At 66.3% G+C, this 22,490-nt stretch carries 22 protein-coding genes and 2 riboswitches; of the genes, 15 read left to right on the top strand and 7 right to left on the bottom strand.

What is annotated here, in order from left to right; all coding sequences use genetic code 11:
- Positions 1–2: 2 nt before the first annotated feature.
- Entirely contained in the window at positions 3–734 is a 732-nt protein-coding gene (locus tag AAFG16_RS32500) for a precorrin-2 C(20)-methyltransferase (protein WP_342731861.1), read from the top strand.
- A complete protein-coding gene (gene cobJ, locus AAFG16_RS32495; protein ID WP_342731859.1) occupies positions 731–1,465 on the top strand; it encodes a precorrin-3B C(17)-methyltransferase in 735 nt (244 codons plus the stop codon). Before AAFG16_RS32500 ends, cobJ begins: the two co-directional genes overlap by 4 nt.
- Here cobJ and AAFG16_RS32490 read toward each other — a convergent pair.
- Positions 1,441–2,187: a cobalt-precorrin-6A reductase gene (locus tag AAFG16_RS32490; protein ID WP_342731857.1), complete on the bottom strand. Its 747-nt coding sequence runs from the start codon at positions 2,185–2,187 to the stop codon at positions 1,441–1,443. The genes cobJ and AAFG16_RS32490 overlap by 25 nt on opposite strands.
- Between AAFG16_RS32490 and cbiE the strand changes: the two genes are divergently transcribed.
- The 8 genes from cbiE (at position 2,186) to cobT (ending at position 9,390) form a co-directional block, all read left to right on the top strand.
- Positions 2,186–3,367 (top strand): precorrin-6y C5,15-methyltransferase (decarboxylating) subunit CbiE, encoded by a 1,182-nt coding sequence (gene cbiE / locus AAFG16_RS32485; protein WP_342731855.1) that lies wholly within the window; start codon positions 2,186–2,188, stop codon positions 3,365–3,367. The genes AAFG16_RS32490 and cbiE overlap by 2 nt on opposite strands.
- Positions 3,364–3,732: a cobalamin biosynthesis protein gene (locus tag AAFG16_RS32480; RefSeq protein ID WP_342731853.1), complete on the top strand. Its 369-nt coding sequence runs from the start codon at positions 3,364–3,366 to the stop codon at positions 3,730–3,732. The genes cbiE and AAFG16_RS32480 overlap by 4 nt, the downstream gene beginning before the upstream one ends.
- Positions 3,729–4,511, top strand: coding sequence for a precorrin-4 C(11)-methyltransferase (gene cobM / locus AAFG16_RS32475; RefSeq protein WP_342731851.1), 783 nt, complete (start codon positions 3,729–3,731; stop codon positions 4,509–4,511). The genes AAFG16_RS32480 and cobM overlap by 4 nt, the downstream gene beginning before the upstream one ends.
- Complete coding sequence (locus AAFG16_RS32470) at positions 4,511–5,821, top strand: cobyrinate a,c-diamide synthase (protein WP_342731849.1); 1,311 nt, start codon at positions 4,511–4,513, stop codon at positions 5,819–5,821. The genes cobM and AAFG16_RS32470 overlap by 1 nt, the downstream gene beginning before the upstream one ends.
- Positions 5,818–6,549, top strand: coding sequence for a uroporphyrinogen-III C-methyltransferase (gene cobA / locus AAFG16_RS32465; RefSeq protein ID WP_283080542.1), 732 nt, complete (start codon positions 5,818–5,820; stop codon positions 6,547–6,549). The genes AAFG16_RS32470 and cobA overlap by 4 nt, the downstream gene beginning before the upstream one ends.
- Positions 6,550–6,594: 45 nt before the next feature.
- A riboswitch (cobalamin riboswitch) is annotated at positions 6,595–6,815 on the top strand.
- Positions 6,816–6,851: 36 nt separating this feature from the next.
- Positions 6,852–7,529 carry an energy-coupling factor ABC transporter permease gene (locus AAFG16_RS32460; RefSeq protein ID WP_342731846.1) on the top strand — a complete coding sequence of 226 codons (678 nt, stop codon included), beginning with the start codon at positions 6,852–6,854 and terminating at the stop codon, positions 7,527–7,529.
- A gap of 42 nt (positions 7,530–7,571) precedes the next feature.
- A complete protein-coding gene (gene cobF, locus AAFG16_RS32455) occupies positions 7,572–8,321 on the top strand; it encodes a precorrin-6A synthase (deacetylating) (RefSeq protein WP_342731844.1) in 750 nt (249 codons plus the stop codon).
- Positions 8,322–8,331: 10 nt separating this feature from the next.
- Positions 8,332–9,390, top strand: a complete 1,059-nt coding sequence (cobT, locus tag AAFG16_RS32450) for a nicotinate-nucleotide--dimethylbenzimidazole phosphoribosyltransferase (RefSeq protein ID WP_342731842.1) — start codon at positions 8,332–8,334, stop codon at positions 9,388–9,390.
- 67 nt (positions 9,391–9,457) lie between these two features.
- Here the strand turns inward: cobT and AAFG16_RS32445 are convergent, their stop codons facing one another.
- Positions 9,458–10,036, bottom strand: a complete 579-nt coding sequence (locus AAFG16_RS32445) for a histidine phosphatase family protein (protein WP_342731840.1) — start codon at positions 10,034–10,036, stop codon at positions 9,458–9,460.
- 72 nt (positions 10,037–10,108) lie between these two features.
- A riboswitch (cobalamin riboswitch) is annotated at positions 10,109–10,311 on the top strand.
- Positions 10,312–10,426: 115 nt separating this feature from the next.
- Here AAFG16_RS32445 and AAFG16_RS32440 point away from each other — a divergent pair.
- Together AAFG16_RS32440 and AAFG16_RS32435 are read left to right on the top strand one after the other, a co-directional pair.
- Positions 10,427–12,787 carry a TonB-dependent receptor gene (locus AAFG16_RS32440; RefSeq protein WP_342731838.1) on the top strand — a complete coding sequence of 787 codons (2,361 nt, stop codon included), beginning with the start codon at positions 10,427–10,429 and terminating at the stop codon, positions 12,785–12,787.
- 12 nt (positions 12,788–12,799) lie between these two features.
- Positions 12,800–14,230, top strand: a complete 1,431-nt coding sequence (locus AAFG16_RS32435; protein WP_342731836.1) for a PepSY domain-containing protein — start codon at positions 12,800–12,802, stop codon at positions 14,228–14,230.
- Positions 14,231–14,314: 84 nt separating this feature from the next.
- On the opposite strand, the gene AAFG16_RS32430 is transcribed toward AAFG16_RS32435, so the two are convergent.
- From AAFG16_RS32430 to AAFG16_RS32410, 5 genes are all read right to left on the bottom strand, one after another.
- Positions 14,315–15,355, bottom strand: coding sequence for a tripartite tricarboxylate transporter substrate binding protein (locus AAFG16_RS32430; protein WP_342731834.1), 1,041 nt, complete (start codon positions 15,353–15,355; stop codon positions 14,315–14,317).
- A gap of 364 nt (positions 15,356–15,719) precedes the next feature.
- A complete protein-coding gene (locus AAFG16_RS32425) occupies positions 15,720–16,388 on the bottom strand; it encodes a siderophore-interacting protein (protein WP_342731832.1) in 669 nt (222 codons plus the stop codon).
- 96 nt (positions 16,389–16,484) lie between these two features.
- On the bottom strand, positions 16,485–17,177 hold the full coding sequence (locus AAFG16_RS32420) for a class I SAM-dependent methyltransferase (protein WP_342731830.1): 693 nt from the start codon (positions 17,175–17,177) through the stop codon (positions 16,485–16,487).
- Positions 17,178–17,282: 105 nt separating this feature from the next.
- Complete coding sequence (locus tag AAFG16_RS32415) at positions 17,283–18,107, bottom strand: helix-turn-helix transcriptional regulator (RefSeq protein WP_342731828.1); 825 nt, start codon at positions 18,105–18,107, stop codon at positions 17,283–17,285.
- 97 nt (positions 18,108–18,204) lie between these two features.
- A complete protein-coding gene (locus AAFG16_RS32410; protein ID WP_342741006.1) occupies positions 18,205–19,173 on the bottom strand; it encodes a LysR family transcriptional regulator in 969 nt (322 codons plus the stop codon).
- Positions 19,174–19,331: 158 nt separating this feature from the next.
- On the opposite strand from AAFG16_RS32410, the gene AAFG16_RS32405 reads away from it, so the two are divergent.
- The 3 genes from AAFG16_RS32405 to AAFG16_RS32395 all read left to right on the top strand — a co-directional run bounded on the left by AAFG16_RS32405 (position 19,332) and on the right by AAFG16_RS32395 (position 22,348).
- A complete protein-coding gene (locus tag AAFG16_RS32405) occupies positions 19,332–19,952 on the top strand; it encodes a UbiX family flavin prenyltransferase (protein ID WP_342731826.1) in 621 nt (206 codons plus the stop codon).
- A 28-nt stretch (positions 19,953–19,980) separates the two neighbouring features.
- A complete protein-coding gene (locus AAFG16_RS32400; RefSeq protein WP_342731824.1) occupies positions 19,981–21,402 on the top strand; it encodes a UbiD family decarboxylase in 1,422 nt (473 codons plus the stop codon).
- 106 nt (positions 21,403–21,508) lie between these two features.
- On the top strand, positions 21,509–22,348 hold the full coding sequence (locus AAFG16_RS32395) for an AraC family transcriptional regulator (protein WP_283080530.1): 840 nt from the start codon (positions 21,509–21,511) through the stop codon (positions 22,346–22,348).
- The last annotated feature ends 142 nt before the right edge of the window (positions 22,349–22,490 follow it).

The raw sequence follows: 22,490 nt of genomic DNA, 5'->3' as shown, positions 1-22,490 counted from the left end.
AGATGGGACGCATCATCTGCTGCGGTCTCGGCCCCGGTGATCCTGATTTGATGAGCGTGCGCGCTGATCGCACGGTGCGCGGCGCCAAGCACGTCGCCTACTTCCGCAAGAAGGGCCGGCCCGGCCAGGCGCGGCGCATCGTCGAGGGCATGCTGGCGGCCGACGTCACCGAATATCCCATGGAATATCCGGTCACGACAGAAATTGCGTTCGACAGCCGTGAATACGTTCAGCTGCTGGGCGGTTTCTACGACGAATGGGCCGAGCGCCTCGCGCGGCTTTCGCGCGCGGTCGACGTCGTGGTGCTCTGCGAGGGCGATCCCTACTTCTACGGCTCCTTCATGCACCTGTACTCGCGGCTGCAAGGGCGCGTCGAGATCGAGGTGATCGCGGGCATTCCCGGCATGGTCGGCTGCTGGAACGGCGTGGGCCAGCCGATCGCGCTCGGCGACGACGTGACGACGGTGCTGATGGGCACGCTTCCCGAGGATGAGCTCGAACGCCGCATGCGCGATTCCGATGCGCTGGTCATCATGAAGACCGGGCGCAATCTCGCAAAGGTGCGCCGTGCGCTCGCATCCGCCGGGCGGCTCGATGATGCCTGGCTGGTCGAGCGCGGCACCATGCCCGGCGAGCGCGTGGTGCGGCTCGCCGAGATCGATGCCGCCGATTGTCCTTACTTTGCTATCGTGCTGGTGCACGGCAAGGGCCGGCATCTGGACGCGGCCGAATGACGGGCACGCTGACCATCGCAGGCCTCGGGCCGGGCAGCGATGCGCTGGTGACGCCCGAGGTCTCCGCCGCGCTTGCCGCCGCGACCGATATTTTGGGCTATGCGCCCTATGTCGCGCGCGTGCCGCTGCGGCCGGGACTTACGCTGCATCCGTCGGATAATCGCGAGGAGTTGCAGCGTGCCGGCGACGCCTTGCGGCTTGCCGCCGAAGGCGGCCATGTCGTTGTCGTGTCCTCCGGCGACCCCGGCGTGTTCGCGATGGCCTCGGCCGTGTTCGAGGCACTGGAGCAGGCGCCGCAATATCAAAAACTGCCGATCCGCGTGCTGCCCGGCATCACCGCGATGCTGGCGGCGGCGGCGCGCGCCGGCGCGCCGCTCGGCCATGATTTCTGTGCGATCAATCTCTCCGACAATCTCAAGCCCTGGGCGGTGATCGAGAAACGCTTGCGGCTCGCGGCCGAAGCCGACTTTTCGATTGCGATGTACAATCCGCGCTCGGCGAGCCGGCCGGAGGGATTTGGTCGCGCGCTCGCAGTTTTGAGGGATGCTGGTTGTAGCGACCGCCTGGTCATCTTCGCGCGCGCGATCAGCTCGGCCGACGAGAAGATCGAGACTGTCACGCTGAACGAGGCGACGCCTGAAATGGCTGACATGCGTACGCTGGTGATCATCGGCAATTCGCAGACACGCCGCGTCGGCCGCTGGGTCTACGCACCGAGGCGTGTAGAATGACCGAGCCACTCCATCACCTCGGCCACGCTCTCCACACAAGGCCTTTCAGGCAGGCGCGGTCGCGAGATCATGATCACGGGCAGGCCGAGCGTGCGGGCGGCGTCGATCTTGGCGCGGGCGCCGTCGCCGCCGGAATTGCGGGCGACGATCCAGGCGATGCCGCGACCGCGCAGCATCTCGAGCTCGCCCTCGAGCGTAAACGGTCCGCGCGACACGATCACATCGGCTGCGAAGGGCAGGGGCGCTTCGGGCGGGTCGACGAACCGCAGCGTATAGGCATGCTGCGGCTTGCTCGCGAACGGGGCGATGTGCTGGCGGCCGATGGCAAGGAACACGTTTGCCGGCGCGTCGGGCAACGCGGCGACCGCCGCATTGACGTCGCGAATCTCGATCCAGTTGTCGCCGGGCACTTTCGTCCAGGGTGGACGTTCGAGCGCAATCAGCGGCGTGCCGGTCTCGACGCACGCCGCAACCGCGTTGCGGCTCATCTCGGCGGCGAAGGGATGCGTCGCGTCGATCACATGCGTGATGGCCTCGCTGCGGATATAGTCGGCGAGCCCGCTGACGCCGCCGAACCCGCCGATGCGGGTCGGCAGCGGCTGATCGGCGGGCGTGCGGGTGCGGCCGCCGTAGGAATAGACGGCGTCGATCTGTGTGCGCGCGATCTCCGCCGCGAGCACGCTCGCATCGGCAGTTCCGCCCAGTATGAGGGCGCGTATCATGGCTGATCCCTGGCTGACCATCATCGGTATCGGCGAAGATGGCCTTGACGGGCTGTCGGAGGCAAGCCGAAACGCGCTTGCCAAAGCGGAAACTGTTTTTGGCGGCGAGCGTCACCTCTCGCTTGCAGACGTTGGCAGCCGCGGCCACCCCTGGCCGGTGCCGTTCGATGCAGATGTCGTGCTGAGCTGTCGCGGCCGGCCGACGGCGGTGCTCGCTTCGGGCGATCCGTTCTGGCACGGCGCCGGCGCAAGCCTTGCCGAAAAGCTCGATGCAGGAGAGTGGACCGCGCATTCCGCGCCGTCGACCTTCTCGCTTGCCGCCGCGCGGCTAGGCTGGCGTCTCGAAACTGCTGCCTGTTTCGGCCTCCACGCCGCACCATTCGAGCGTCTCATTCCGCATCTGGCGAATGATGCTCGCATCCTCTGCCTCGTGCGTGACGGGAAGGCGCCCGGCGACCTCGCGAAATGGCTCAGCGAGCGCGGATGGGGCGCCTCGGCGTTTTGGACGCTCGCCGCGCTCGGTGGGCCGCGCGAAAGCATCGTTGAACATCGCGCCGACGGCTTTGCGGGCGATCTCGCCGGAAATCTGGTCGCAATTGCCGTCGAGGCGAGAGGCGGGCGAGGCATTCCTCGCAGCTCCGGACTTTCGGACGATCTCTTCGTCCACGACGGCCAGATCACCAAGCGGCCGGTGCGCGCGCTCGCGCTCTCGGCGCTGGCGCCGCGTGCCGGGGAACGGCTGTGGGATGTCGGCGCCGGTTCGGGCTCGATCTCGGTGGAGTGGGCGCTGTGCGGGGGAACGGCGATCGCGATCGAGGCGCGCGAAGACCGCGCGGCGAACATCCGCAGCAATGCAGCCGCATTTGGACTGGCGCATCGGATCACCGTCGTTACGGGGAAGGCGCCTGAAGCTCTTGCTGGCCAAGAGGTGCCGGATGCCGTCTTCATCGGCGGTGGTCTCGATCGCGCGTTGTTCGATGCTGTCTGGTCCCGTCTCTCGCCGGGTGCGCGGCTCGTTGCGCATTCAGTCACGCTTGAGACGGAAGCGCTGCTCGGCGAGCTGCATCAGCGCCATGGCGGCGAGCTGATGCGGGTCGAGATCGCGCATGCAGCCCCGCTCGGCCGCTATCGCTCCTGGGAGGCAGCGCGGCCGGTTGTGCAGTGGAGTACAGTGCGATGAAGGTCGCCGGGCTCGGATTCAAGAAGGATGTCACGCTGGCTTCGCTGCGCGAGGCGTTGCTGGCCGCTGGCGGCACTGAAGGCCTCGCGGCGGTGGCAACTGTCAGCGACAAGGCCGACGCGGAGGTCCTGAAGCAGCTCGCGCGGGAATGCGGTGTGCCGATCAAGGCCGTCGCCGCTGATGTGCTTACGAGCATCGACACGCCAACGCAGTCGAAGCTCGTCGGGGAAATGTTTGGCACGGGCTCGGTTGCCGAGGCGGCTGCACTCGCCGCCGCTGGCCCTTGCGCGCGCCTGGTTGCGACGCGCGTAGTCTCGCAGGATCGCACCGCGACCGCCGCGATCGCGGAAGGAGATGGCGCATGACGGTGCATTTCATCGGCGCCGGGCCGGGCGCGCCAGATTTGCTGACGCTGCGCGGCCGCGATTTGATCGAGGCCTGTCCGGTCTGCCTCTATGCCGGCTCGCTGGTGCCTGAAGGCGTTTTGGCGCATTGCCCGTCCGGCGCGCGCATCGTCAACACCGCGCCACTGTCGCTCGACGAGATCATCGCGGAGATCGCTGCGGCCCATGCCGAGGGCAAGGATGTCGCGCGGCTGCATTCGGGCGATCTCTCGATCTGGTCGGCGATGGGCGAGCAGCTCCGCCGCTTGCGCGCGCTCGGCATTCCCTTCACGGTCACGCCGGGCGTTCCGTCCTTCTCGGCCGCCGCGGCGGCGCTGGAGGCCGAGCTGACGCTGCCCGGCCTTGCCCAGAGCGTGGTGCTGACGCGCACGCCGGGCCGGGCCAGCGCCATGCCTGAAGGCGAGAAGCTCGCTGCGTTCGCCGCGACCGGCGCGGTGCTCGCGATCCATCTGTCGATCCATCTGCTCGACAAGGTCGTCGCTGAGCTTTCGCCGCACTACGGCGCGGACTGCCCGGTCGCGATCGTCTGGCGCGCGAGCTGGCCGGACCAGCGCATCGTGCGCGCCACGCTCGCAACCCTCGATGCTGCTGTGGGTGCCGAGATGGAGCGCACCGCGTTGATCCTGGTCGGCAGGACGCTTGGTGCTGCGGATTTCGACGAGAGCCGCCTTTATGCCGTCGATTACGACCGCCGCTATCGTCCCGTCGGCGCCGAGCCGCGCTTTCCGGAGGTGTCGTGATGGCCGCAGGCCTCGTCATCTCTGCGCCGGCCTCCGGCGTCGGCAAGACCACGCTGACGCTGGCGCTCGCGCGCGCCTGGCGCCATCGCGGATTGAACGTGCAATGCTTCAAGAGCGGGCCCGACTATATCGATCCCGCCTTTCATGCCGCCGCGACGGGCCGCGCTTCCGTCAATGTCGATAGCTGGGCGATGGATCGTGGCACGATCGCCCATCTCGTCAGCCGCGGTGCGGATGCCGATGTCGTGCTCGCGGAGGGCTCGATGGGCCTGTTCGACGGCGTCGCCGCGCGCGGCGTCACCGGCACCGGCGCCACCGCCGACATCGCGGAGATGCTGGGCTGGCCGGTCGTGCTGGTGATCGATCCCTCCGGCCAGGCGCAGACGGCGGCGGCGATCGCCGCAGGTCTGCGCGACTATCGCCCCGGCGTGCGGCTTGCCGGTGTCGTGCTCAATCGTGTCGCCAGCCCGCGCCACGAGGACCTGGTGCGCCGTGCGCTCAACGATGCCGGCATCGCCGTGTTCGGCGCGCTGCCGCGCCACGCCGAGATCTCGCTGCCGAAGCGGCATCTCGGCCTGGTTCAGGCCGAGGAGCAGGCCGAGATCGGCAAGCTGATCGACGAGGCCGCGCGCTTCGTCGCCGAGCATGTCGATCTCGATGCGGTGCTGCGATCGGCAGCGAGCTGGTCGCCGCAAGCCGCGTCGAACGGCCTCAACGTGACGCCGCCCGGCCAGCGCATTGCGCTGGCGCGCGACGCCGCGTTCTCCTTCGTCTATCCGCACATGCTGGAAGCATGGCGCGCGGCTGGCGCGGAGATTGCGACATTCTCGCCGCTCGCCGATGAAGGCCCTGATATGAGCGCCGATGTGTGCTGGCTGCCCGGCGGCTATCCCGAGCTCCATGCCGGCACGATCGCGGCCAGTGCGCGGTTTCGCAGCGGCTTGCGCGCCTTCGCCGAAACACGGCCGGTGCACGGCGAATGCGGAGGCTATATGGTGCTGGGCACCGCTTTGACCGATGCCGACGGCGTCCGCCACGAGATGACGGGCCTGCTTGGCCTGGAGACGAGCTTTGCCAGGCGCCGCATGCATCTCGGCTATCGTCTCGCCGCGCTCGCAGTGCCCATGCCGGGGCATCAGGCGGGTGCGCGCTTGCGCGGTCACGAATTCCACTATTCGACGATCCTTGCGCAGCCTGACACGCCCTTGGCGGTCGTGCATGATGCAACCGGCGCGGTCATCGCCGAGACCGGCTCGCGGCGTGGCCACGCCACCGGCACGTTCTTTCATCTGATCGCGGAGGACCGGTGAGCGGTTTTGTCTCCTTCGTCTCCGCCGGCCCCGGCGATCCCGAGCTCCTCACCGTGAAGGGCGCCGCGCGGCTGCGCGAGGCTGACGTCGTGCTCTATGACGACCTTGCCTCCGGCGCGATCCTCGATCTGGCGCGGCCCGGCGCCAATCTCGTTGCGGTGGGGAAGCGGGCAGGGCGGCCCTCGACCAGGCAGCACCACGTCAACCGACTCCTGGTCGACTACGCCGCAACCGGAGCGCGCGTGGTGCGGTTGAAGTCCGGCGATGCCGGCATCTTCGGCCGGCTTGAGGAGGAGCTGGAGACTCTGCGCGATGCCGGCATCGGCTACGAGATCGTTCCCGGCGTCACCTCGGCCTGCGTCGCCGCCGCGCAAGCCGGCATTCCCCTGACCCGGCGCCATACCTCGCGCCGGGTGCAGTTCGTCACCGGGGCCGACGTCACCGGCGAGCTGCCCCAAAATCTCAACTGGACGGCGCTGGCCGACCCCGAAGCGACGACCGTGGTCTATATGGGCCGCCGCACCTTCCCGGATCTTGCCGCAAAATTGATCGCGCACGGTCTCGCCCCTGATACCCCCGCGCTGTTCGCCGAATCCCTTGGCCGCGCCGACGAGCGGCTGGTACGCACCACGATTGCCGAGCTTGCCGAGCAGCTTGCGCGGGGCGGGGCGGCTTCCACGGCGGCCGTTATCCTGTTCGGCGCGCTGGCGGGGGATTATCCGTCATGATGGCCCGGGCTGCCTCTCGGCCCTTGACGCCCGGCTGGCGGAAGGGGCACACAGGAGAGGCATGGTGCTCAACGCGGCGCAAAGCGCCGGAGCATAATCGGGAATGGGGATGGGCGGACCCAGTTGCGGCGCCCAAAACCCCAGCCGCCCCCGCGACTGTAAGCGGTGAGGGGCTCCGATCAGCCACTGGGCCGCAAGGTCCGGGAAGGCCGGAGAACCCCAGCGAACCGCGAGCCAGGAGACCGGCCGTGCATGTTTTGAGGCCAAGGCCGTCGGGTGTGACGGCAGGAAGGAACTGAGCCATGCATATCGAACCCGGCGTCGTGACCGGCGCCAAGCTCGTATTGAGTTACGCAACCGGCATCGCCGCAGGCGGCGTTGCCTTGAAGCTCGCGGCCGAGACCGTGCGCGAGCAGGGCGTCGTATCGTTCGCGGTGCGGACGCTCGCCACCACCGGCCTCGTCTTCACCTTCTTCGAGATCCTGCCGCACTTCCCGGTCGGCGTCTCCGAGGTGCACTTCATCCTCGGTTCGACCCTGTTCCTGTTGTTCGGCGCTGCGCCCGCCGCCTTCGGTCTCGCGCTCGGCCTGCTGCTCCAGGGCGTGTTCTTCGAGCCCGCCGACCTGCCGCAATACGGCATGAACGTCACGACGCTGCTGGTGCCGCTGTTCGGGATCCAGGCGATCGCCACGCGGATCATCTCGCGCAACACCGCCTATGTGGACCTCAGGTATCGCCAGGCGCTGGCGCTCTCGACGACCTACCAGGCCGGTGTGATCGCCTGGGTGGCATTCTGGGCGCTCTATGGCTCTGGCTTTGCGATGAGCAACCTCGCCAATATCGCGACGTTCGCGGCGTCCTATGCGCTGGTCATCGTGATCGAGCCGCTTGCCGATCTCGCGGTGCTAGCGCTGGCGAAGTCGCTGCGCGGTGTTACGGCGCCGGGCCTCGTCACTCCGCGCCTGCACAACGCGGCGTAAGAGATTAAGGGGCGGCCGTCATGGCCGCCCCTCGCGCTCGCGATGCTCACGCTCTCCCTGATAGGCATCGGTTGCGGCGATCCCGGGCAGCTCACGCGCGCCGCCATTCAAGCCATCAATGCCGCCGATCTGATCCTGATCCCGCGCAAGGGCACCGCGAAATCCGATCTCGCCGATCTCAGGCGCACGATCTGCGCGGATGTGCTCACCAGCGACAAGACCCGCATTGCCGAGTTCGATCTCCCCGTGCGCGACGCGGGCGAAGCCGATTACCGCAAGGGCGTGGATGATTGGCACGATGCGGTCGCCGCGACATGGTCGCAGACGATCGCGGATCATCTCGGGCGTGACGGCAAGGTTGCGCTGCTGATCTGGGGCGATCCCTCGCTCTACGATTCCTCGCTGCGCATCGCGCGCCGGCTCAATCCGTTGCCTGATATCGAGGTCGTGCCCGGCATCACCTCGATACAGGCGCTGTGCGCGGCCCATGCATTGCCGCTCAACGAGATCGGCGAGCCTTTCCTTGTGACGACGGGACGCCGCCTGCGCGAAGGCGGCTGGCCGCAAGGCGTCGATACCGTGGTGGTGATGCTCGACGGCGGCACGGCATTCCAGTCGCTCGATCCGGCGGGGCTTCATATCTATTGGGGCGCCTATCTCGGCATGCCCGATCAAATCATCATGTCCGGTGTGCTCGCCGAGATCGGCCCGCGCATCGTCGCCGCGCGGCAGGAAGCGCGCGAGCGGCATGGCTGGATCATGGACAGCTATATTCTCAAGCGCGGGTGTTAAGCGAGGCAGCATGCTCCCCGAGTGGGTCTACCAAAAGTGCCCTGACGTCTCCGCGGTCCATCGCGAGGCGGCGGTTGCGCGTCAGGCGCAGCTGACAAAACCGACCGGCGCGCTCGGCCGGCTCGAGCAGCTCGCGATCGAGCTTGCGGGCCTGCAGGCGACCGAGCAGCCGCGCGCCGCGCGGGTGCCGATCATCGTTTTTGCCGGCGACCACGGCATCGTCGCGCAGGGCGTATCCGCCTATCCGCAAGGAGTGACCATCGCGATGATGGCGAATTTTGCCTCCGGCGGCGCGGCGATCTCGGTGCTGGCGCGCGAGCTCGGCTCGACTCTGGAAGTGGTTGACGCGGGCACGCTGGCGCAGGAGGCGATGGCAGGCGTCGTCACCGACAAGCCGCGCAGCGGCACCCGCGATTTCAGTGTCGAGGCTGCGCTTGCGCCTGCCGAACTGGCGTTTGCGTTCGAAGCCGGCCAGCGCGCGGTCGCGCGCGCGGAGGCCACCAAACCCGATCTCCTGATCTTCGGCGAGATGGGCATCGGCAACACCACGACATCGGCGGCGATCGCCGCGAGCCTGCTCGCCGTCAGCGCCGAGGAGATCGCAGGCAGCGGCACCGGTGTCGATGCGGCGGGCCGCGCGCACAAGGCGCGGGTGATCGATGCTGCGATTGCACGCCACGGCGTTGCGAGCGCGGCGCCCGAAAAAATCCTGTGCGCCGTCGGCGGGCTTGAGATCGCGGCGATTTGCGGCGCCATCATTGCGGCTGCGCAGCGCCGCATCCCCGTGCTGATCGACGGCTTCATCGTGTCAGTCGCGGCGCTCACGGCAGCGCGGCTCAATCCGTCCTGCCAGCCGTTCCTGCTGCCCTCGCATCAATCCGCGGAGCAGGGACATCGACTGGTGCTGCGTGCATTGAACGTGCAGCCGCTGATCAGCCTCGATCTGAGGCTCGGCGAGGGATCGGGCGCCGCCATCGCGCTGCCGCTGGTTCGGTCGGCCTGCGCACTTCACAACGGCATGGCGACGTTCGCGCAGGCCAACGTGCCGGATCGGCCTAAAGTGCGATGAGATCATCGCGCTTTAGGGTGTTGTTTGAGCATGATCTTTTCGGAAAACCGCTGCGCACTTTTCCGGATCATGCATAGCTGATCCGCTGATTGACGGAAACGACGCGCCAGCCTGTGGCAAGCCGGTCGATCCGGGTCAGCGACAGCGGATCGATGACGAAGCGCAGGGCTGCCTGCGGCGTCAGGTCGAGCGCGATGCAGAGCGCAGCGCGGATCGTGCCAGAATGGACGACAAGCGCTGCTGACCCAGTGCCAATCCGCGAGAGACCCAGCCGGACGCGCGCGACCTGATCCTCGAAGCTCTCGCCGCCCGGCGGCTTTCCACGCGCGGGATCGCTCCAGAACTGCGCATAGGCCTCGCCGCCGGTCGCGGCGAGCTCGTCATGCCGATGGCCGGTCCAGTCGCCAAAATCCTGCTCGCTGAACTCCCTCACCAGCGTCGGCTCCAGCCCCAGCGCCCGCGCGGTCTCGGCCGTGCGCCGCGACGGGCTGGAATAGCTCGCAGCATCCCGCGGCAGACGCTGCCGCAGCGCCTCGAGTTGTGCGCGATCGCGCAGATCGGCCGGCGCGTCGGCGGCGTGGATCGTCCCTTTGACGCCGTCGACGGGCGCATGTCTGATCAGCCAGAGGAAGGTCTCGCCTTCCATGCTCATCTCCAAGGAAATTGGGTGCTGTGGCAATAACGCCGCAGCTTGCACATTGACTCTGTCTTGGTCGTAATCCTAGATGCCTTTGACGGTTTCCCCGAGAGGGGATGAAAAGGGAATGCGGTGCGGGGACATTGTCCCCAATGCCGTAGCTGCCCCCGCAACTGTAAGCGGTGAATCCTTCGTCAGAAGCCACTGGGTCCTCGGTCCCGGGAAGGCGACGAAGCGGTCACGACCCGCGAGCCAGGAGACCTGCCGTCAGCCGTGGTCACACGCGAAGATGTCGGTCGGGGAGTACAGACATTCGGCTTCATCGGAAGGCTCAAAGCCTGATGATGGGACCTTGGTTCGCTGTGACGTGCCACTGACGTCATACCGAGGTCCAAAACCGTGTCTTCCATCCGTATCGTACGACCGCGCGCCTTGCTGCTCGCCTCCGCGTCGCTCGTGTCACTTGTTGCCGCCGATATGCCTGCCGCGCTGGCGCAGCAGGCCCGCGAACCCCTGCCGCCCGTTGAAGTCTCCCCCGCCCAATCCCGCAAGCAGGCCAAGCCGGCCGGCCGGGACGCGCAGAGCCCACGCCGCGCAACAGCGCGCAGGCCGGCGGCCGCATCGGCGGCGGCCAAGCCCGCCGTGCCGGCCGCAGCAGCGCAGACGCCACTCAACACCAATGTGGTGGCCGAGAGCGCTTCGCGACTCGGCCTGACCGTGCAGGAGACGCCCGCGACCGTCGAGGTCATCTCGGCGAAAACAATGCAGGAGCAGGGCTATCACACCGTGTCGGAGGTGGCCCAGGGCGCCGTCGGTGTCACCTCCGGCGACAATCCGGCCGAGCCAGCGGCCTTCTCGATGCGTGGCTTCACCAACAGCCAGATCAACATGCTCTACAACGGCATCAAGATCGGTCCGCAGAACATGACCTCGCGGATCACGGATACGGCCAATCTCGCAGCCGTGGAATTTTTGAAAGGTCCGGCCTCGCTGATGTCCGGCGAAGGTGCCGCCGGTGGCGCAATCAACCTGGTCACGAAGCAGCCGCACACCGGGCCGATCCGGAATGAGGCTGACTTCTTTTGGGATTCGCTCAACTCGTTCGGCGTCCACTACGGCTCGGGCGGCAGCACCAACGTGCAGGGGCTCGACTACCGCTTCGACATCAGCCGTTCCTCGCTCAACGGCTTTGCCGACGACACCAACACCAAGATGCTCGATATCTCCGGCCAGCTCAACTACCGCATCTCCGACAGCCTCAAGATCTGGGGCGCGATCGAGTATCGCGAAGATCGCGGCAAGGCCTATTGGGGCGCGCCGCTGGTGCCGATCGCCTTCAGCGGCTCGCATGCGACGAGCGGCATCGTTTCGGGCAATTACGTCTCCAACTACAACGGAACCAACCTCGGCGCTGTCACCATCGATGACCGCACCTTCAATACCAACAACTACAACGTCTTCGACAATCGCAACGTCGCGCAAGAAGTGTGGCTGCGCGGAGGCTTCGAGCTGAAGCTCGCGCCCGACCTGACACTGAAGAGCCAGGTCTATGGCTATGGCGCCGAGCGCACCTGGTTCAACAACGAGGTCGAGGCATTCAACTCTGTCTCGAATCTCGTCAATCGCGAGCGCTTTTACGTCGCGCACAGCCAGCGTTTGGTCGGCAACATCACCGATCTGATCTGGGACACGAACATCGCCGGCTTCGACAACCGGCTGGTCACGACACTGTCGTCAAGCTATCTGGATTTTGTCAGGCCCGGTGCTGCGAACTTCCCCGGCGACGCCGTTTCGCTCGTCGATCCCGCCCGCGGCTATTACGGCCTGCTCACGATCCAGCAACAGACCGCGCGCATCGACAATGAGGCGCTGTCGTTCGAGGACCGCTTGAAGCTGACGCGCAGCTTTGCGCTGGTCGGGGGCCTCCGCGTCGAGCATATCGGGCTTGACCGCAACTGGACCGACGTCAACGGCCTGGTGAAGGCTGGCTTCCCGTTCACGAAGGACTGGGTCCCGACGACGGGCCGCATCGGCTACACCTGGGATGCCGTGCCCGGCCTGACCTTCTTCAGCCAGTACGCCACCGGCGCCGACGTTTCCGCCAACAACATCTTCCTGCTTGGGCCGGCCCAGCCGCTCGACCTGACCACCGCACGCACCTATGAGACCGGCGTCAAGCACCTGTTCTGGGACAACAGGGCGGAGTGGTCGTTCTCCGCCTACGACATCCTGCGCAAGAACGTCTACGCGGCAGCCGGCGGCCAGACGCTCAACGTTGCGGGACGACAGGAATCGAAGGGTGTGGAGCTTGCAGCCGCGGTGCGCCCGATCGAGCCGCTGCGTCTCTGGGGCAACATCGCCTATGTCGATGCGCGCTATGCCGACTACAATTTCGTCGGCGGCTCGTTCTCCGGCAATACGCCGCCGAATGTGCCGCGCATCGTCGCCAATGCCGGCGCGTCGTACCGGTTCTTCACGCCCTGGCCGGTGGAGCTCGGCATCACCGGTCGCCATGTCAGCGACCGCTACAACACCGACGCCAATGTCGTGACATTGAAGGCCTATACCATTGCCGACGTCTATGCCTTCGTGGACATCCCGAAGACGGTCTTCAACGCGGTCGATCAGGCGCGCCTGACCTTCCGCGTGCGCAACATCGCCGACAAGCGGTACGCGATCTGGGGTGATCCGTTCTATCCCGACCAGATCCTCCTGGGCGCGCCGCGCACCTATGAACTCTCCGCCGCGTTCAAATGGTAGGGCGCTGATCCCATGATGGGCGCGATCGTCCTGCTGCACCGCTGGCTCGGGGTCGCGTTCTGCCTGCTGTTCGCGATGTGGTTCGCGAGCGGAATCGTGATGCACTTCGTTCCGTATCCGTCGCTGACGGAAGCGGAGCGGTTTGTCGGATTGGCGCCGGTCGATCCTGCGGAGGTGAGGATCACGGTCGCCGCAGCCGTGGCGGCAAGCGGGGTTGCGGATGCGACGCGCGCGCGGGTGATCCAGCGGAGCGATGGGCCGGTCTACGTCGTGTCAGGGCGATCGCACCTCGGCGCGGTCCACGCCTCCGATGGACAGGACGCGAGTGTGACGTCTGCCGACATTGCGCTGGCCATTGCCCGGGCGCACGCCAGCCGGCGAGGGCTCGATCCCGCGCCGGCTGCGATCGTCGCACGCGCGGATTACGACCAATGGAGTGTTCCGAACGGCTTCGACCGCCATCGGCCCTTGTTTCGCGTCGCCCTCGGCGACATCGCGGGGACGGAAGTCTACGTCTCGTCGCGCACCGGCGAGGTCGTCCTCGACACGACCCGAAGCGAGCGCGGGTGGAATTGGGTCGGCAGCGTCCTGCATTGGATTTATCCGACGGTGCTGAGGAGAAATTGGGCGTTGTGGGACGGCGTGGTCTGGACGCTGTCGCTGCTGGCCTCGATTGCGGCCTTGCTCGGTGCGGTGCTCGGGATCGTGCGGATCAGGATGCGGGGACGCGCGATCTCAACGCCGTACCGTGGCTGGCACGCCCTGCATCATCTCATCGGCCTCGCAGCAACGCTGTTCGTGCTGACATGGATTTTCAGCGGCTGGCTGTCCATGGACCACGGCCGGCTGTTCTCGCGCGGGCAGTTGACGCCCGCCGAAGCGCGTGTGGCGGATGCCGCGCCGGACTGGACGGCTTCATCGCGCGACCAGCTGCGGCCAGCGTCACCGGTCCGCGAAGTCGAATGGTTCGGGGTCGGCGGCAATCTCTATCGTCGCGATCGCCTTGCTCAGGGGTCCCAGACGTTGGTCAGAGCAGGGAATGTGTCCCGCGATGGACAAGCAGGTGTCTTGAGTGTGCGCGACATTCAGGAATTCACGGCGCGCCTTGCCGCGAACTGCGGGTTGCCATCCGTTCTCACTGAGCCTGACGACTATCCGGCGCAGTCCGTCGTTCCCGGAGCGCCCGTCTACCGCGTCCGATGCGGCGAGGTCTGGTTCGATATCGACGGCGCCGACGGCAGCGTGCTGCAGAGGTTGGATGCCTCGCGGCGCGCCTATCGCTGGTTCTACAGCGCGCTCCACACGCTCGATTTTCCGGTCCTGATGGCGCATCCGCGCCTGCGCGAGGTCCTGATTGTCGGGCTTTGTGGGTTCGGGCTCGTCTTCTCCGTGACCGGCATCGTCATCGGCTGGCGCCGTCTGCGGTCGACCCTCGCGGCTTGAATGCGGGCGACACGCGAGGGCCTTGATGTCGCCGTCGGCGACGGCGAGGTGCTCAGCCGCAGCAAGATTGGCCTGGTCTGATCCTCACATCGGCTCGATGCCGATCTTCTTGATGATGCCGGCCCATTTCGTGGTCTCGGTGGTCATGAAACTCGTCAGGCCTTGCGGGTCCATTACCAGCGGCTCGGCGCCCTGTTCGACGAAGAGGGCGCGCACCTTCGGATCGTTCACCGCTTCGACTATCGTTTTATAAAGCTTGTCGACGACGGCCTTGTCGGTATTCGCCGGCGCGAGCAGCGCGAGCCAGGCGGCGCTCTCGTAGTCCTTCAGGCCAGCCTCGGCCGCGGTCGGCACGTCAGGCAGCGCCGTCATGCGCTTGTCGCTGGCAACCGCGAGCGGGCGCGCATCGCCGCTCTTGATCAGGCCGAGAACGTTCGGCAACAGCTGGAAGCCGAGCGGGACCTGGCCGGCGATGAAGTCCGGCGTGTAGGCGGCGATGTTGCGGTAGGGCACGTGGGTGATCTCGGTGCCCGTGAGCTGCTCGAAATAGGCCGCCGACAGATGCTGCGACGAGCCGACGCCGACGGTCCCGTAGTTCAGCTCGCGCGGATGCGCCTTGGCGTAGTCGATCAGTTCACGCAGCGACTTTGGCGGCAGCCTCGAATTGATCACGATGACATTCGGCATCGTCGCGAACAGGCCGATCGGGGCGAGATCCTTCAGCGGGTCGTAAGGAAGCTCCTTGTAGAGCGACTTGTTTGCGGCCAGCGGGCCCGATGTGCTCATCAGCAGCGTGTAGCCATCCGGGGCCGCATGTGCCGCGGCCGCGGTGCCGATATTGCCGCCGGCGCCGGGGCGGTTGTCGACCACAAACGCTTGTCCGAGCGACGTAGACATGCGGTTGAGCAGGATGCGCGTGATCACATCGCTGGCGCTGCCGCCGGCAAAGGGCACGAGCACCTGGATCGGCCGGGCGGGATAGTCTTGCGCGTTCGCGGCCCGCATTCCGGCGGCTGCGAGCAAGGCGCCGCCACCGAGCGAGAGCAGTGATCTCCGGTCAAGATGAAATCCCTCGCTCTGCTGGGAAGCGGTGTTCGTGATCTTGCTGCGACCGAACCGTGTCATCTCCGACTGGATCTCCCGACTGTCTTGTTCTGCGCGCCCTGGGATCGCCCGGGGACAGGATTCGTCGGGGATCAGCGCCAGGCCGCGATTTTCTGCGCCTGGACCGTAGTTATCCGCTTGATGCGACCGTCATGCCGGCTCGTCTCAGAACTTACCAACCCGTCTCATTTTGAAGGCAGGCGCGACATCTCGTCCGAGCGATAGGATGGCGAGATCTGAGTGCCACCGTCATGCCCGGGCTTGTCCCGGGCATCCACGTTCTTTGTGCGGTGTGGAGGGGCGTGGATGGCCGGGACAAGCCCGGCCATGACGACGCTGAGATATCAGCGTGCGATCAGGCAGACCAAAACCTGAGCGACACGCTTTAATCCAGCCCGGTCTTGCCCGGCGCCCAATAGGCTTTTGCCTTGATCCGCGACGATGCGACGCCAGCGGCTTTCAGCGCGCGGCTGATGCGCTGGATCGATGATGCTTTTCCTGTCAGGACGAACTGCGCGCCGTTTGCAGCAAGGCGCAGCATTTCCGCCTCGACGGCTGCGAGATGTACATCGTCCGCGCTGCGGGCAATCAATCGTGCTTCACCGAGGCTGATCGCCTCCAGCACCTGCCGCGACGCCGCGACATCAGTGGTTTCGAACATGTGGAGCGCACCGCCGGCTTGCAGATTGTCGCGCAATGCCGCCGCAAGACCGAACGAGGTCTCATCGCCGAACAGGACGATGGGCGCCTCGAAGCCGGTGAGATCGAGCGAGCGGCGCGGGCCGAAGAACTGGCAGGTGTCGCCTTCATGCAAACCATCCGCCCATCGGCTGCCGGGGCCATCGCCATGGACGAAGGCGAGCAGGCGTGTCCGGCCGCTACCCGCGTTCCACGACATCGGCGTATAGGTGCGCGCGCTCAGGCCTGCGCCCATCGCGACCTGAATCTTCTGGCCGGCCGCCCAGGCGACGGTCTTGAGCGCTTCGCCTTCGAGCTCGACGAGCCGGAAGTGCGGCGAAAGCGTCTCGATTGCGGCGATGCGCGCGGACCGCATCAGCCATCGCCGCAACATCTGCGTGACCCTTCCTCGTGGCGCCTGCGATGAGATTTGCGGCTGCTGCCCGGGATCGTTCAAGGCCTGGCTCCCGGATTATCTGGTCTTGATCGTGAGTTCGTTGCCGCGGCCGGGATCGAACGGCAGCGACAGCGAGAGGTAGCCATTGTCGGGATCGCGGACGTAGTCGATATAGCCCGAGGCTTCCTCGAACGCGTTCTCGCCGACGATGAGCGCGCCAGGCTTCAAGTGCGGCTCCAGCAGCTTGAGGATGGGCAGGTAGAGCGTGAAGGCGCCATCGAGCATCACCATGTCGATCTCGCCGCCGAGATCGGCTTGGAGAGTTTCCCGCGCGTCGCCAACCCGAAACGAGACCAGGTCCGCCAACCCCGCCGCGGCGACGTTCGCTCGTGCGCGCTCGACCTTGCCGGGTTCGAGATCGGTCCCGATCAGGCGGCCGCCGCCGATGTCGCGCAAGCCCGCGGCCATGTAGATCGCCGAAATCCCCATCGAGGAGCCGAACTCGACGATGCGCTTGGCCTTGCTGGCGCGAACGCACATGTAGAGGAAGCGCCCGAACCGCGGTGAGACGCTCAGGAAATTGTTCGCAAATCTCTGGTAGACCTCATTGAGATCGCGGCTCTCGGCCGCGATCGCCTGGCTGATCATCTCTTCGCGGCTCGTGCCCTCATTCACAAAGGCCTGCATCAGCGGCGCGTCGGCGATCTCCGCTTCCTGATGAAGACGATGGAGGACGTCGGCGACGAGGCCGCTGCTGAGTGAATCCATGTTGGTCGGCTCCCTGCAATGCGCCCATCGGCGCGTCGGAGCCTGGATACGAAATCGTCCCTTGGTGCGCATTCCGCGAACGGGACAATCGATTGCGATTTCCGGTCAGTGTGCGCTGATGCGGCGTTCGGCGAGATATCGCGCCGGCGGCTTGCCGAGCGCCTTGCGGAACATGGTGACGAAGGCGCTCGCGCCCTCATAGCCGAGATCGAGCGCGACAGCCTGCACCGAGGCGCCCTGATCGAGGCGCTGAAGCGCGATGAGGATGTGGAGCTGCTGGCGCCAGCGGCCAAAGCTCATGCCGGTCTCGCGTTGCAGGATGCGAGTGAGGGTGCGCGGGGCGACGGCGATGCGCCGGCCCCAATCGTCGATCGTCGCGCGGTCCGAGGGATTTTCGATCATCGCGCTCGCGATCCGGCGTAGCCTGGCATCCGTAGGCATCGGGAAGCGCAACTCCTCGATCGGAGCGGCAGCGAGCTGGTCGAGCAGCACCGTGGCGATCCGGCCGTCGGGCCCGTCGACGTCGTACATGACAGGCATGTGGGTGGCATGCACCAGCAGGCTCGCCAGCAAAGGCGAGATCGACAGCGTGCAGCATTGACGCGGCAGCGTCGGGACTGCATCCGGATCGATGAACAGGCAATGCATCTCGACATCGCCGGCGACGCTCACGCCGTGCGGGACATCGCCCGGAATCCACACAGCGCAATGCGGTGGTACGATCCAGACGCCATGTCCGGCCTCCAGCCTGACGATGCCCCGCAAGGCCAGGACAAGCTCGTCCTTGCGATGCCTGTGCATCGCGAGCTCCATGCCCTTGGTGACCATGCGGCCGCCGAAAGCGGCGATGGCGCGCGGCACGGCTTCGGGGTCGAAGTCCCCGAGATCATCGGGGAGGAATTGGTCGTCGTTGAGCCGGAAGAAGGGCATGGCGGGCGGTGAGTGGTCCGGACGCGGTGGCGTGCGTCAAACAATATCGGGCCGCCATCGAAACTTTCAACGCAGTCGGATTGAATCTCGATTGGTTCTAACCTGCTCGCCTCCGCGGCTTCCTGCGAGCCTTGCGGGAGGACGAGCTTATGCCACTGGAGGCAGGCTCCACGAATTCGCGCGCCACGGCGGCGGCTTGCGCGAGATCGTGGCTAATGACATCGAGCACGGCCTTGGCGGCGACCGACACCGCGCGTCTGGGGTGATGCACCCAGGCAATCGAGCGCACGATCCGCTGCGTGTCGAAGCGGTGCGCGCGGATGGTCCCGCCCGCCAGCGATTGCCGGAGCGCGATGGTCGGCAGCACCGTCGCGAAATCGGTGGTCGCGATCACGTCGCAGAGCGCGGGCAGCGTGTCGAGCTCGAGGCGCGGGCGCAGGTCGATGCCGACCGCCGCGGCGTGCTCGTCCAGGATCAGCCGCAGGCCGTGGCGCTTGGAAGGCAGCACCAGGTCGAAGCCTGCGATGTGGTCGAAACGCAGTTTCGCTGGCGGCCTCATCGCGTTGTCCTTGCGGCAGGCGAACACCATTTCCTCGTCCATGACGTGATGCGCGGCCAGCGGCGTCCGCCGCCGCGGCACGTTGATCAGCGCGAAATCGAGCTGGCCGGTGTAGACCCAGTCGACCAGCGTCTCGGTGTAGCCCTCGCAGACCGACAGCGTGATCTCGGGATAGCGGCTGGCGACCGTCGCAGACGCGCTCGCCATGGTGCTTTGCGCGACCGAGGTGATGAGGCCGACCGAGACCCGGCCGGAGATGCGCCCGCCGAGCTGCGCCATCTCCTGCCGCGCATGTTCGGCATCGCGCACGATCGGCGCCGTCAGTCGCACCAGTGCCTCGCCGGCGCTGGTCAGCGTCATGCCCTGGACGCTGCGGTCGAACAGTTTTTGGCCGAGCTCGGCCTCCAGCTTGGCGATCTGCATGCTCAGCGCCGGCTGAACGATGTTGAGCTGGCGCGCGGCCCGGGTGACGTTCTTCTCTTCGGCGAGGCACAGGAAATATTGCATCTGCCTGAGTTCCACGGGGCTGTCCTTCGTTCGTCGGTCTTGCTCGTTACCATCATCCCAGATGATGAACGATATAATCAATCATTATTTGTGGTGATGGTTTGGATTGCCTAGTCTTGCGGCTGAAGGGCGCGCGCCCTCCGGGAGCGAAACCAAAGATGCAGGACGCCACGCCCAAGCGGATGATCATCGGCATTTCCGGCGCCTCGGGCGTCACCTTTGGCGTGCGGCTGCTGCAGCTGCTGCGCAATGCCGGCGTCGAGACGCATCTGGTGATGTCGAAGACCGCCGAACAGACCTTCGCCTACGAGACGGACCTGAAGATTGCCGAGGTGAGGGCGCTCGCCAATGTCTGCCATGCCATCGACGACATGGCCTCGGCAATTTCCAGCGGCTCGTTCCGCACCGCTGGCATGATCGTGGCGCCGTGCTCGATGCGCTCGATGTCCGAGATCGCCTCCGGAGTGACCACGACGCTGCTAACCCGCGCCGCCGATGTCGTGCTGAAGGAGCGCCGGCGCCTGGTGCTGATGGTGCGCGAGACCCCGCTGCACACTGGCCATCTCAGGACGATGACGGCGCTGTCGGAGATGGGCGCGATCATCGCGCCGCCAGTGCCGGCCTTCTACGCGAAACCCGAGAATCTCGAAGACATGGTCGAGCACACCGTCGGCCGTGTGCTCGACCTCTACGACATCGATATCGGCGTGGTGCGCCGCTGGGGCGAGGACGAGGCGCTCAAGCGCCGCTCGCTGACGCTGCGCAAGATCGTGCCCTGATCTGAAGGCTTAAGGAAAGACCCGTCACATGCAAATGGAAACTCCGGACAGAACGGCTGCAAAGGGGCCGTCCGACCTGCGCGCCTGGCTCGCTTATCTCGCCGAGCGTGGCAAGCTCGCGATTGCCCGCGAGGGCATTGGCCTCGCCGATGAGCTCGCCGCAATCGCCAAGCGGCTCGAGCGCGATAGCGCCGTGCTGTTTCCGCGCCCCGACGGGCACGAGATTCCGGTTGTCGCCAACCTCTTTGCCGGCCGTGACTGGGTCGCGGAGTCCATCGGTGTGACCGTGGACCAACTGCTGCCGCGGTTCCTGGCCGCCGCGAGCCATCCGCTGCCGACGCATGAGGTCGCGAGCGGCCCGGTGCAGGAAGTCGTCCACAGGGATGTCGATCTGCTCCGCCGGCTTCCGGTGCCCAAGCATAATGAGCGCGACAGCGGTCCTTACATCACGGCTGGCCTGCTGATCGCCCGCAATCCCAAGACCGGCGTGCAGAACGTCTCGATCCACCGTTGCCAGATCTCCGGCAAGAACCGTATCGGTGTCCTGCTGCTGCCGCGCCATACCTTCTCCTATTATCGCCTCGCCGAAGAGCTGGGGCAGCCACTAGAGATAGCCATCGTAATCGGCGCGCATCCGGCATTGATGCTGGCCTCGCAGGCGATCGCCGCACTTGATGAGGACGAGATGGCCATTGCCGGAGCGCTGCTCGGCTCGCCGGTCGATGTGGTGAAGTGCCGTACCAATTCGGTCCGCGTGCCCGCGCATGCGGAGATCGTCATCGAGGGACGCATTCTGCAGGGCGTGCGCGAGCCGGAAGGGCCGTTCGGCGAATTCCCCCAGTATTACGGCCCGCGCGCCAACCGCGAGGTGATCGAGGTCGACGCGATCACGCATCGCAAGGCGCCGATCTTCCACACCATCGTCGGCGGCGGGTTCGAGCATCTCATCCTCGGCGGCGTGCCGCGCGAGGCGACGCTGCTCCAGCATCTGCGCCGCAGTTTCCCCAATGTGCTCGACGTCCGCCTCACGCGCGGCGGCACCTGCCGCTATCACCTCGCGATCAAGATCGACAAGGCCAATGACGGCGAGCCCAAGAACATCATGATGTGCGCCTTCGGCGCGCATTACGACATCAAGCAGGTGGTCGTGGTCGACAAGGATGTCGACATCTCCTCGTCCGAGGAGATCGAATGGGCGGTGGCGACGCGCTTCCAGGCCGATCGCGACCTCATGGTCGTGTCAGGCGCGCTCGGCTCGAAGCTCGATCCGACCACCGACAATGGCATCAGCGCCAAGATGGGCCTGGACGCGACCGCGCCGCTCGGCGCGCCCGAGCTCGCCTTCAAGCGCATCCGCGTCAAGGGCGAGGAGGATGTCGATCTCGCCACCGCCTTGCAGGCCGACTCCAGCGCCGCCATCGCGCGTCTCCTTGCGGAGGTGCTGGCATGACCGGCTTGCGTCGGTTTGCGCCGTTGGAATATGAAGCGGGTGCAGCCTATAGTGCCGCGCCAACAAACCGATCATTTTGCAGCGCAATGCTGGGAGGAAGGAACTGATGTCGACGGCCCTGCGCATCGCTCATGGCGCTTTCGGCAGGGTCGCTCTGCTCGACATGGACCGTTCGCTGGTTCGCCACGCCCATCATCATTGCCACGTCCTGCTCAAGGTCGAGGGCGCCGACACGCATTTCATGGTCGGCGACCAGGTCACGCCGCTGACGGACACCGCCGCTGTGCTCGTCGACGGCTGGAAGCCGCATGCCTATGTGCATGACGTCAATCGCCCGCGCACGCTCATCATGGCGCTGTATATCGAGCCGGAATGGCTGAAGGAGTTCCGCCCCGGCTGGGCCGCGAGTGGCGCTCCCGGCTTTTTCGAGCGGCCGTCGGGTGAGGTGTCGCCGCGCATCCGCCAGCTCACGCTGCATTTGGCGGCCGAAATGATGGCGAATCCGGATGCGGTGCGGACGCACGAGGAGACGCTGTCGGACCTGATGATCGCGGTGATCGAGCGTTTCACGCCCTGGCGCAGCTTCCCGACCTCGATCCGTGGCATGAGCGCGGTGAGCTGCGACTGGCGCATCCGCCGCGCGATGGACGCGATGCGCGCTCAGGATTCCTATGCCAGCGTCGACCAGTTCGTGAGGGGCGCCGGCCTGTCGCGCGCGCAGTTCTTCCGGCTGTTCGAGACCTCGCTCGGCGTCTCGCCGAAGATCTATCTCAACGTCGTCCGCATGGAGCGCGCGCTGGAAGCCGTGATGCGCGAGGACACGCCGCTCGGCGAGCTCAGCGAGCGGTTTGGTTTCCCGGAGCCGGCGCATTTCACGCGCTTCTTCCGCGATCACGCCGGCGTCAGCCCGCGCGAGTTTCGCAACGTCTCGCGCCTTGCGGGTTAATTCTTGCAGGCTGATATTGCGCTGCACGCTCTCGAATGAGACGATTTGGTAAGTCGTGAGAGCGGGCGGTATGGCCCGCGTACCCCCAGTCCTGACAAACGTCACCGTCGCGTCAAAGAACGCGTCGGGAGGTATGCCGGGA

It is taken from the genome of Bradyrhizobium sp. B117 (assembly GCF_038969555.1).
Taxonomy (GTDB): Bacteria; Pseudomonadota; Alphaproteobacteria; order Rhizobiales; family Xanthobacteraceae; genus Bradyrhizobium.
The sequence above is the reverse complement of the archived record's forward strand: the minus strand, read 5'-3'. Positions and strand labels throughout refer to the sequence as shown.